Below are 10,559 nucleotides of genomic sequence, written 5' to 3'. Positions count from 1 at the left end.
ATTTGCTTGGCGACCATAGCGTTTTGGACCCACCTGATCCCATGCCGAACTCAGAAGTGAAACGAAACAGCGTCGATGGTAGTGTGGGGTCTCCCCATGTGAGAGTAGAACATCGCCAGGCTTTAATACTTGTGTTTAGACCTAAGGTCTGAAGGCAGAAACTCAATAAAGCATCAATCAGACTTTATCGAGTAACAAGATAATGTGGAGCGGTAGTTCAGTTGGTTAGAATACCGGCCTGTCACGCCGGGGGTCGCGGGTTCGAGTCCCGTCCGCTCCGCCACTGATAAAGAGCTTTGCTAAACAGCAAGGCTTTAGTTGTAAGATTATTTAGGGGTGTAGCTCCAATTGGTAGAGCAGCGGATTCCAAATCCGCGTGTTGGGAGTTCGAATCTCTCCACCCCTGCCAGATACAAAAGGTCTTAGTCGTTTGACTAAGACCTTTTTTGATCTAGGTACAATATTTTTAATTTCGGTAGCTTCCAAAGCAGCGGATCCCGCTAATCGCCAAAAGATGCACGGCTGGGCGTTCCAATCTATCCACTTCACTAATAGCAAATGGTAAGCCTTAACATTGCTGTTAAGGCTCTTTTATTTTCGGTTATTTACTTATTTGATGACAAAGGCGGATACATGAAAGTCGAAAGTAATCCATATCCTTTCTTTTTATTTAACAGTGGTAAATGATTGGTAGTCTATCGAAGTTCAATTTATAAGCTGTTATGATAAATGACAACAAAAGGAGTAAAGTATGCCACATATTCGATTTCGAGCATTAGAACCGCAAACAGTCCAAGCTTTGTCAGCGACATTAATTAACGAGTTACAGCCTCTAATCAATGCTCCTCGCGAGGACTTCACCTTTGAATATATCTACAGTACTTTCTTCTTTGATGGGGCTGTCAGTCAGGCTTATCCTTTCGTTGAAGTGCTCTGGTTTGATAGAGGACAAAATGTTCAAGACCAAGTCGCATCGGTAATTACCGATCAAGTGCGTCAAGTCTTGAGTAGTCAAGTTGACGTTGCAGTGATATTTACCGCATTAAAACCGAATCACTATTATGATAATGCTCAGCATTATTAAGAGACGTTCATGAATCAAGTTATTGATACCATTACCTCACATCGTTCTATCCGTGCTTTTAAAGATCAACCAATCAGTAAAATACAGTTGGATGCCATTATTGCATCGGGTATCGCTGCCTCTTCTTCGAGTTTATTGCAAGCGGTATCCATTATACGCATTACTGAGCAAGAGAAGCGCCTTAAATTGGCTGAACTTGCGGGTAACCAACCTTATGTCGCTAGCGCCGCCGAATTTTTAGTATTTTGTATTGATTATCAACGTCATTACACGCTTGATAATAACGTGCATCCAGAATTTATGGAGCTGACCCTGATCGGGGCTATTGACGCGGGCATTATGGCACAAAATTGTTTGCTAGCAGCAGAATCGTTGCAATTAGGTGGTGTTTACATCGGGGGATTAAGAAATTCGCCTTATGAGGTTGATCAATTATTAGAATTACCCACTTATTGTGCAGTGCTTTTTGGCTTGTGTTTAGGTCATCCGGATCAACACCCGCAATTAAAGCCAAGATTAAGTCCAGAAGTGATCGTACATGAAAATGCTTATCAGCCTTTAGAGGTTGGGCGTGTTAAACAGTACGATCAAATTATGCTTGATTACTATCAAACTCGTTCAAGCAATAGTAAGCAGCAAGGTTGGTCTGAGCAAACTTGTAATAAATTAGCTCAGGAATCGAGGCCTTATATGCAGGACTATTTTCATTGCAAGGGGTTGGCTAAAAAGTGATCGCCACAATGTCACTCATTACTGCGCTATTGTAAAACACATCGCTAATTGCTCCCTCTAGAAGCTTATATTCTAAGGGAGCCAATTTTATCACTTGCTTTGTTTCTCTGAGCGATCGAGTGAATCAAGTTCTGATAATTGATGCTTTCTTGCCGTGTTGAGCATGTTGTTAAAATAATGACGTAATGAGTACAGCATGAGTAGACTGGGTACGACCATAACTGCAGTTAATACGAAAAATAGTGACCAATTATCAAGATAATCAGCAACTTGACCGCTAAATGAAGCAAGCGTTGTACGGCCAAAGTTGCCTAGTGATGCTAGTAAAGCATATTGAGTAGCGGAAAAAGCTTGCCCTGTCATTACCGTTAAGAAAGAAACGAAAGCTACAGTAGAAAAAGCGGTAGTAAAGTTATCAACAACAATTGTAGCGAGCAGAAGATGTTCATTCGGGCCGACTTCAGCAATCCAAGAGAACATAAGATTACTTGCCGACATCGCTATTCCGCCGATCATTAATCCTTTAATAATGCCAAATCTTACGTTGAACATGCTACCGACAAACGTAAATAGCATAGTTAATCCCCAACCAATCAACTTAGAGTAGTATCCGATTTGTTCATTGGTGAATCCGATATCTTTATAAAAAGCAATCGACATCCTGCCCAGAAATGCTTCTCCAATTTTGAACAGAAAGACAAACAGTAATAGAGTGATCGCCACTCGAGTTCCATTTTGGCGGAAAAAATCAATGAAGGGTTCAAATAATGTCACGGTGAGCCATGTCGCGGCTTTAGATTGAATGACTTCACCGTGTCGTAACTCAGCTTGTTGTTGTAATCGATCTCGATGAGACGTTGGTTCGCCGACAAATAAGGTGAACAGCATTAACAATAATACGATTGCCGCCATTCCGTAATAGACTTGGTTCCAACCCACACTATCGGCATTAATAAAAGCAAAGTATCCGGGTAGAGAATATCCAGTCCACCATCCAATCACCGCCATTGCTGAAGCTTGAGGCAACTTTGATTGTTCTGATTTAGGAAAGGTGTCAATGCGAAAAGCATCAATGGCAATATCTTGTGTCGCTGATGCGGTAGCGATCGCCAGAGCAAACATTGATGTTAAAATAAGATTGGTCGCCGGATTAACCCCTGCGATCAGCAACGTAAAAATAAAAACCAGAAGTTGGCAAAACAATATCCAGCTTCGTCTTTGTCCTAGTCTTTTATATAAGAAGGGGATTTTTACTCGATCGACTAAAGGTGCCCAAAGAAAATTAATGGCATAGACGGAAAATACGCTACCAAAGTATCCGATAGCGGCTAGAGATAAGCCCGCATCTTTAAGCCATCCAGACATATTTGAACCGATCAATACCCAAGGGAAACCACTTGAGCAACCAAGTAGAAATACCCATAAAAGGCGACGATCAAGATAACTTTTAATGGTTTGTGACCAAGTAAGATATTGAGTTCCGCTCGGCATGAGCCTTATCCTTACAGAGTTCCCCCTAACTTAAAAGTTAGGGGGAAGAGATTAATCAATAATGACTGTCACATTAGTAATGACGATTGGGGTAATAGGGACATCATTCAGATGACCTATCGTTCGAGTTGGTTGCTTGGCCATCATTTGGATAGTTTCAAAGCCACTGATCACTTTACCAAAAACGGCATAGCCTTCTTGACGTTGGGTAGGATTTAAAAATTGATTATCAGCAAGGTTAATAAAAAATTGTCGTGTGGCAGAATTTGGGTTAGCAGTTCTTGCCATGGCAATTGTTGCCGTATCATTGCGTAGTCCATTACGAGCTTCATTGACAATCGGAGGGTTGGTTTTTAATGGTTCCAATTTGGCGTCAAAGCCTCCACCTTGAGCCATGAACCCTGGGATTACTCGATGGAATTGACTGCCGATATAACTACCATCTTGCACATAGTGTAAAAAATTTTCACTGGTAATTGGTGCTAATTGTGAATCGAGCTCGACGATGAAATCACCGATAGAGGTCTCAAATTTAACCTGTGGTTGTGCCCATACAGTAATGCTGAACATCGTTAGGATGGCGGCGGCTATTTTTTTAACCATTGAAACGATCCTTCATATAGCTTTGTAACTCGCTATCGTTAGCAATTTCTTTTAGTACTAAATTAACGACATCATTGAATACTCTTTCAATGTCTTGATTTGACGCACTTAAAGCGGCGCTGCGTTTAGCGGTACCATTATAACTTTTTACTAGCTTACCTTTAGGCGTCTCGGCGGTTAACTCCAGAGTGACACTGGCGTTCATTTCATGCGAGGTAATTGAGTGTTTGACAGTAACTAACGCCTCTTGAATTTCTAACGCCAGATTGTTTTCACTATTCACCGTTAAACGGAAACCTTGCGAAGCAAACTGTTCAGCTAAAGCATTTTCTAAGGTAATACGTACATTTTGTTTCGTATGCACAGGCTCAATATGATTACGTCCGCTGTCGACTAATGCCACATACTGCGCAGAACGAACATCTTTGCTGACTAAGGTAAAGCTGATATTGTTAACAATATTGCTACTGCTTAATACTGCTTGAGGCATAAAGTTAATTTGCTCTTGCTTTGGTGCGGCACAAGCGGTTAAGAGTGCAATTGAGGCGGCGATAACCAATTTCTTCATGATCAAATCCTTTGCTGTAGTGAACGGTAATACTTATGACTTAATAGCCTGTAAGATAACAAATTTTGCGTTACTAGCGATAGTTTTCACCTGCGTATTACCAAATAGTCGTTTTAACTTGATATCGTAACCGAGGTGACGATTACCAATCACTAACAACTTACCCTGTTTAGAAAGAACACGCTTAGCATCACAAAACATCTGCCATGCAATATGATCAGTGATGGCTTGTTGCTGATGGAACGGTGGATTGCAAACGATAAACATTGTGCTGTGATCGGGAAAGCCATCTAAACAATTATTCGTCAAACATTCAAAACGATGCTGTGATGATAAATTTTTCTCAAGATTTCGTTTCGCTGACTCCACCGCCATAAAGCTTTCATCAACAGAGATTATTTTGGCTTGCGGGTTCAGTTGCCCGAGTTTGACCGATAAAACGCCATTGCCGCATCCTAAATCAATAATACTCTCTAAGGTGTCATCTTGAGGTAAATAATCTAAGAGTAAACGCGCACCTTGATCCAAACGTTCAGCAGAGTAGACATTAGGCAGATTAGTTAATTCAATCGTTTTATCATCAATGCTCCAGCAAATACTTTCTTCAATCGAGGGAATGGGCTGAACATCGGGCTGAGAAAAGACGAGACGATGTTTTTTCCACGCCAAAGAAGTCTGTGTTTGACCTAAATATTGTTCAAAAAGTTGTAATGTTGAGGTATGAATTTCTTTTGCTTTATTGACGGCTATCACAGGGCAATCAGCGGGTAAAGAGGCTCTTAATTGGCTCAATTGCCAAATTAAATGGCGGTTATTACGGGGAATTTGCATCAATACAAGGTCGATGTTATCCGGGAGCGATGCCATCGTATTATCGAGATGAATAGCGGGACAACCATTGGCTTGTAAATTCGCTATCGTAGCTTGTTGGGCAATAAATGAATCACTCAACATAGTGATTTGATGTTCGAAAGATAAATAGCAGCTGAGTGCACCGAAATGATCATTCAGAACAAGAATATGCCGATTAGGTTGTAGATTGAGCGTCTTAAGATGAGAGATCAAATACTCATCACCCGCATCCCAAGCTTGTAATGTTTCATTACTGCGAATGGGAAATCGATGAAGCGTTAAAGTTCGGTTATCCAAGGTTAATTCTGTTTTCATCTTGTTCGTTAACTATCGATTAAAGAAAGGCAACAACATTGTCTCAAATGGAGAGGGAACAAGAAACCAAAACCTTTTCCTTCTCATTAAGCAAGAGTAGAATCGCAGCATCATATAAATGAGACATTGTGTCGTTGAGGACTCATCATGCTTCAAGAAACCATCGAAATGAAATTACAGCAGGCTTTTCAACCAGAGCATTTACAAGTGCTGAATGAAAGCTATATGCATAATGTCCCTGCCGGTTCAGAAAGCCACTTTAAAGTCATTATTGTTAGCGACACTTTTGTCGAACAGCGCTTAATTACTCGTCATCGACAAGTTAATCAAGTGTTAAAAGATGAGCTTGCTCACTCTATCCATGCATTGGCTATTCATACTTACACGCCTCAAGAATGGAACCAATTGCAAGGTGAGGCTCCTGATAGCCCTATGTGTATGGGTGGTTCTAAAAATGAACTTAAATAAGTGAGTGATCGCCGTTATCAGCCTTTGCGTATTGTATTGTTAAGCAGACCATGGTGGTGCATTTTCCCTACCAATAATCAAATAATTCTGCTCGTAAGTTAACTGACTAAGGTTAACTGTGCGATAGGTCATATTTATGATTATTTATCATTCCTTGCTGGCTATTTCTTGATAAATAAAGCGAATGAAGCGGGGATTGGTCATGGCATCCAGTTCCTAAAAGATGCTAAACTATTGCACCTGACAAATCTCATTACAGACTGGTAATCGGATTTTAAGAAGGATGTTGCGGTTTTGGCATTGACAATAGCCAAAAACGGACACTATCAATGTCGTGTCTAGAGAGCGTTAGATCGTGTTGACTGGCATGTAAGTCAATTAGCCTGTCTCGTTCTCGATTTTACGCAATGAAAGAATCTTTTTCCCAATAAAAAAGTAGTGCAAGTGCGTATGATTACAATAAAAAAGGGTTTGGACCTTCCCATTGCTGGAGCTCCTTCCCAGGTGATTCATGATGGCAAAGCCATCACCAAAGTCGCCTTGCTTGGCGAAGAGTACGTGAGTATGCGTCCAACGATGCATGTTCGCGTGGGTGATGAAGTGAAAAAAGCACAAGTTCTTTTTGAAGATAAGAAGAACCCAGGTGTCGTTTTTACTTCTCCTGTTTGTGGCAAAGTTGTTGAAGTTAATCGTGGTGCTAAGCGAGTCCTTCAGTCCGTTGTGATTGAAAAGATGGGCGATGAGCAAATCACCTTCAATAAATTTGACGCGAGCCAGTTAGCGAGTTTAGACCGCGCAGCGGTGACCTCTCAACTTGTCGACTCTGGATTGTGGACAGCCCTACGAACTCGTCCGTTCAGCAAGGTACCAGCCATTAATTCTCACACTAAAGCGATCTTCGTTACGGCCATGGATACCAATCCATTAGCCGCAGAGCCAAGTGTCATCATTAATGAGCAGCCAGAGGCGTTCACTGCAGGTCTAGACGTGCTTTCAGTACTCACTGAAGATAAAGTCTATGTTTGTAAATCGAACGTAAGCTTGCCTCGTTCAGCTCAACAGAATGTGCATGAGCATGTTTTTGATGGCCCACATCCAGCTGGCTTAGTCGGGACGCACATGCATTTCTTGTATCCTGTTAATGCGCAAAATGTGGCATGGAACATCGATTATCAAGACGTAATTGCTATTGGTAAGCTGTTTTTAACCGGTGAACTGTACAATGAACGAGTGATTTCATTGGCGGGTCCAGTGGTGAATAATCCACGTTTGCTACGTACCGTAATGGGCGCAAGTTTGGATGAGCTAACTCATAGTGAATTAATGCAAGGCGATGTACGAGTAATATCAGGCTCCGTATTGTCTGGTACAAAGGCTTCTGGTCCCCATGCTTACCTTGGTCGTTATCATAAGCAAGTCTCCGTATTGCGTGAAGGCCGAGAAAAAGAACTGTTTGGTTGGGCGATGCCGGGTAAAAACCGCTTCTCTGTGACACGAGCATTCTTAGGTCATTTCTTTAAAGGTCAGTTGTTTAATATGACTACTACCACCAATGGTAGTGATAGAGCAATGGTTCCTATTGGCAACTATGAAAAAGTCATGCCGCTCGATATGGAACCAACATTGCTACTGCGCGATTTGTGTGCGGGTGATACCGATAACGCTCAGCGTTTAGGGGCTCTTGAGTTAGACGAAGAAGATCTCGCGCTGTGCACCTTTGTATGTCCAGGCAAGTATGAATATGGCGCCTTGCTGCGCGAGTGCCTCGACAAGATTGAGAAGGAAGGGTAATTTTCATGGGCCTTAAAAAGTTTCTTGAAGACATCGAGCCTCATTTTGAGCCAGGTGGAAAACATGAGAAGTGGTTTGCTTTGTATGAAGCTGCTGCAACGTTGTTTTATACACCGGGCCTAGTGACGAAAAAAAGCTCACACGTGCGTGATAGCGTTGATTTAAAACGCATCATGATCATGGTTTGGTTTGCGGTATTCCCTGCTACTTTCTGGGGAATGTACAACGCAGGCGGCCAAGCCATTTCTGCTTTATTGCACATGTCTGCATCTGGTCAGCTGGATTTAGCAGCAGCAATCGCAGGCAACTGGCACTACTGGTTGACCGAAATGCTGGGTGGTACCATTTCTGCTGAGGCAGGCTGGGGCTCCAAAATGTTGCTCGGGGCAACTTACTTCCTACCAATTTATGCAACCGTCTTTATTGTTGGTGGTTTCTGGGAAGTATTGTTCTGTATGGTACGCAAACATGAAGTTAATGAGGGGTTCTTTGTTACTTCAATTCTGTTTGCTCTGATTGTTCCACCCACGTTACCACTTTGGCAAGCGGCATTAGGTATTACCTTTGGTGTTGTGGTTGCGAAAGAAATTTTCGGTGGTACTGGACGTAACTTCCTAAACCCTGCGTTGGCTGGTCGTGCTTTCCTGTTTTTTGCTTATCCAGCACAAATTTCAGGGGATACAGTATGGACGGCTGCTGATGGTTACTCAGGTGCAACTGCACTTAGCCAGTGGGCGCAAGGTGGTTCAGGCAGTCTTGTACATACGGTAACCGGTGAGACGATCACTTGGATGGATGCCTTTATTGGTAATATTCCAGGCTCGATTGGTGAAGTATCTACACTGGCGCTGATATTAGGCGGTATATTTATCGTCTATATGGGTATCGCCTCATGGCGTATTATTGCTGGCGTTATGATTGGTATGGTGGCGTTAGCAACCTTATTTAATGTGATCGGCTCTGATACTAACCCTCTATTTAGTATGCCTTGGCATTGGCATTTAGTGTTGGGCGGATTTGCATTCGGTATGATTTTCATGGCGACTGATCCTGTCTCCGCCGCGTTTACCAATAACGGTAAGTGGGCATATGGTATCTTAATTGGTGCTATGTGTGTCCTCATTCGTGTGGTTAACCCAGCGTATCCTGAAGGGATGATGTTGGCTATCCTGTTTGCAAACTTGTTTGCACCTCTGTTCGACAATTTGGTTGTAGAGAGAAATATCAAACGGAGAGAAGCCCGCTATGGCAAGTAATAACGATAGCATTAAAAAAACGCTGTTGGTTGTTATCGCATTGAGCCTAGTGTGCTCGATTGTGGTTTCTGCTTCAGCGATCATTTTAAAAGACCGCCAAACCAATAATGCTTTGCTTGATATGCAAAGTAATATTGTCTCGGTGGCGGGCTTAGAAGCTCGTAATCCGCAAGAAATTCAAGCACAGTTCCGCTCCAATATCGTGCCTCGTTTGGTCGATTTTAGTACCGGTAATTTTGTTGAGGGAGATGCGGCAAACTTTGACCAGCGAGCAGCGTCGCGTAATCCTAGTGAGTCTATTCGTCTACCAGCCGATCAAGACCCAGCTAAAATCCTACGTCGCTCTAATCTTGGTGTTGTCTATTTAGTCAAAGGCGATGAAGGGTACTCCAAAGTTATTTTACCGATGCACGGTAACGGCTTATGGTCGATGATGTACGCTTTTGTTGCTGTAGAAATGGATGGTAATACTGTTGCGGGCATTACTTACTACGAGCAGGGTGAAACTCCTGGGCTTGGTGGTGAAGTAGAAAACCCAAGATGGCGTCAACAATTTGTAGGTAAGCAATTGTTTGATGAAAATCATCGTCCAGCGCTTCGCGTCTACAAAGGTGGTGCGCCTGAAGGATCTATTCACGGTGTTGATGGACTGTCTGGAGCGACACTGACGGCTAATGGTGTACAACATACGTTTGACTTCTGGTTGGGTGACATGGGCTTTGGTCCATTCCTTGCAAAAGTTCGTGACGGAGGCCTGAACTAATGGCTAACGCAAAAGAAATGAAAAAAAGCTTGTTAGCGCCAGTGTTGGACAATAACCCAATTGCGCTACAAGTGCTTGGTGTGTGTTCTGCATTAGCGGTAACAACTAAGCTAGAAACTGCTTTTGTTATGACACTTGCGGTTATCTTTGTAACTGCATTTTCTAACTTGTTTGTTTCTATTATTCGTAATCACATTCCTAATAGTGTGCGGATTATCGTGCAAATGGCGATTATCGCTTCGTTGGTTATCGTGGTTGACCAGTTCTTAAAAGCTTTCTTATACGATATTTCTAAACAACTATCGGTATTCGTTGGCTTGATCATTACTAACTGTATCGTTATGGGACGCGCCGAAGCGTTTGCGATGAAATCAGCGCCCTTACCCTCATTGATTGACGGTATCGGCAATGGACTAGGTTATGGTTTTGTCCTGATCACGGTTGCTTTTTTCCGCGAACTGCTTGGCTCTGGTCAACTGTTTGGTTTAGAAGTCTTGCCACTGGTAAGTAACGGCGGATGGTATCAGCCAAATGGTATGATGCTGCTCGCGCCATCGGCCTTCTTCTTAATCGGTTTCTTGATTTGGGCTATCCGTACGGTGAAACCAGCACAAGTCGAAGCGAAGGAGTAAAACT

General features: G+C 42.6%; 11 protein-coding genes, 2 tRNA genes and 1 rRNA gene. 10 read left to right on the top strand and 4 right to left on the bottom strand.

Translation table 11 applies throughout. From position 1 onward, the window contains the following. Positions 1 to 5 precede the first annotated feature (5 nt). From rrf to nfsA, 5 genes are all read left to right on the top strand, one after another. Positions 6 to 121 (top strand): 5S ribosomal RNA (gene rrf / locus FKQ60_RS12085). Positions 122 to 206: 85 nt separating this feature from the next. After that, positions 207 to 283: transfer RNA gene (locus FKQ60_RS12080), tRNA-Asp, on the top strand. Positions 284 to 332: 49 nt separating this feature from the next. After that, positions 333 to 409, top strand: a tRNA-Trp gene (locus FKQ60_RS12075). A 342-nt stretch (positions 410 to 751) separates the two neighbouring features. Continuing rightward, complete coding sequence (locus FKQ60_RS12070; protein ID WP_154170301.1) at positions 752 to 1,084, top strand: DUF1904 domain-containing protein; 333 nt, start codon at positions 752 to 754, stop codon at positions 1,082 to 1,084. A 9-nt stretch (positions 1,085 to 1,093) separates the two neighbouring features. Continuing rightward, positions 1,094 to 1,816 carry an oxygen-insensitive NADPH nitroreductase gene (gene nfsA / locus FKQ60_RS12065; RefSeq protein WP_170906558.1) on the top strand — a complete coding sequence of 241 codons (723 nt, stop codon included), beginning with the start codon at positions 1,094 to 1,096 and terminating at the stop codon, positions 1,814 to 1,816. Between the two features lie 90 nt (positions 1,817 to 1,906). On the opposite strand, the gene FKQ60_RS12060 is transcribed toward nfsA, so the two are convergent. The 4 genes from FKQ60_RS12060 to FKQ60_RS12045 are packed head-to-tail and all read right to left on the bottom strand — an operon-like array spanning position 1,907 to position 5,645. Continuing rightward, positions 1,907 to 3,307, bottom strand: a complete 1,401-nt coding sequence (locus FKQ60_RS12060; protein WP_154170303.1) for an MFS transporter — start codon at positions 3,305 to 3,307, stop codon at positions 1,907 to 1,909. A gap of 51 nt (positions 3,308 to 3,358) precedes the next feature. Further along, complete coding sequence (locus FKQ60_RS12055; protein ID WP_004394614.1) at positions 3,359 to 3,910, bottom strand: peptidylprolyl isomerase; 552 nt, start codon at positions 3,908 to 3,910, stop codon at positions 3,359 to 3,361. Then, positions 3,903 to 4,478 carry a YajG family lipoprotein gene (locus FKQ60_RS12050; protein WP_004394616.1) on the bottom strand — a complete coding sequence of 192 codons (576 nt, stop codon included), beginning with the start codon at positions 4,476 to 4,478 and terminating at the stop codon, positions 3,903 to 3,905. Before FKQ60_RS12050 ends, FKQ60_RS12055 begins: the two co-directional genes overlap by 8 nt. Positions 4,479 to 4,511: 33 nt before the next feature. After that, positions 4,512 to 5,645 carry a methyltransferase gene (locus FKQ60_RS12045; protein WP_004394618.1) on the bottom strand — a complete coding sequence of 378 codons (1,134 nt, stop codon included), beginning with the start codon at positions 5,643 to 5,645 and terminating at the stop codon, positions 4,512 to 4,514. A gap of 147 nt (positions 5,646 to 5,792) precedes the next feature. Between FKQ60_RS12045 and bolA the strand changes: the two genes are divergently transcribed. The 5 genes from bolA to FKQ60_RS12020 all read left to right on the top strand — a co-directional run bounded on the left by bolA (position 5,793) and on the right by FKQ60_RS12020 (position 10,555). Beyond that, on the top strand, positions 5,793 to 6,113 hold the full coding sequence (gene bolA, locus FKQ60_RS12040) for a transcriptional regulator BolA (RefSeq protein WP_004394620.1): 321 nt from the start codon (positions 5,793 to 5,795) through the stop codon (positions 6,111 to 6,113). 450 nt (positions 6,114 to 6,563) lie between these two features. Then, positions 6,564 to 7,904 (top strand): Na(+)-translocating NADH-quinone reductase subunit A, encoded by a 1,341-nt coding sequence (locus tag FKQ60_RS12035; protein ID WP_083797772.1) that lies wholly within the window; start codon positions 6,564 to 6,566, stop codon positions 7,902 to 7,904. Between the two features lie 5 nt (positions 7,905 to 7,909). Next, positions 7,910 to 9,160 (top strand): NADH:ubiquinone reductase (Na(+)-transporting) subunit B, encoded by a 1,251-nt coding sequence (locus FKQ60_RS12030; RefSeq protein WP_004394623.1) that lies wholly within the window; start codon positions 7,910 to 7,912, stop codon positions 9,158 to 9,160. Further along, positions 9,150 to 9,923 carry a Na(+)-translocating NADH-quinone reductase subunit C gene (locus FKQ60_RS12025; protein WP_004394624.1) on the top strand — a complete coding sequence of 258 codons (774 nt, stop codon included), beginning with the start codon at positions 9,150 to 9,152 and terminating at the stop codon, positions 9,921 to 9,923. Before FKQ60_RS12030 ends, FKQ60_RS12025 begins: the two co-directional genes overlap by 11 nt. Beyond that, positions 9,923 to 10,555, top strand: coding sequence for an NADH:ubiquinone reductase (Na(+)-transporting) subunit D (locus FKQ60_RS12020; RefSeq protein WP_004394626.1), 633 nt, complete (start codon positions 9,923 to 9,925; stop codon positions 10,553 to 10,555). Before FKQ60_RS12025 ends, FKQ60_RS12020 begins: the two co-directional genes overlap by 1 nt. Positions 10,556 to 10,559: the final 4 nt, after the last annotated feature.

It is taken from the genome of Vibrio sp. A11, from assembly GCF_013048705.1.
GTDB classification, from domain to species: Bacteria; Pseudomonadota; Gammaproteobacteria; order Enterobacterales; family Vibrionaceae; genus Vibrio; species Vibrio metschnikovii.
The sequence above is the reverse complement of the archived record's forward strand: the minus strand, read 5'-3'. Positions and strand labels throughout refer to the sequence as shown.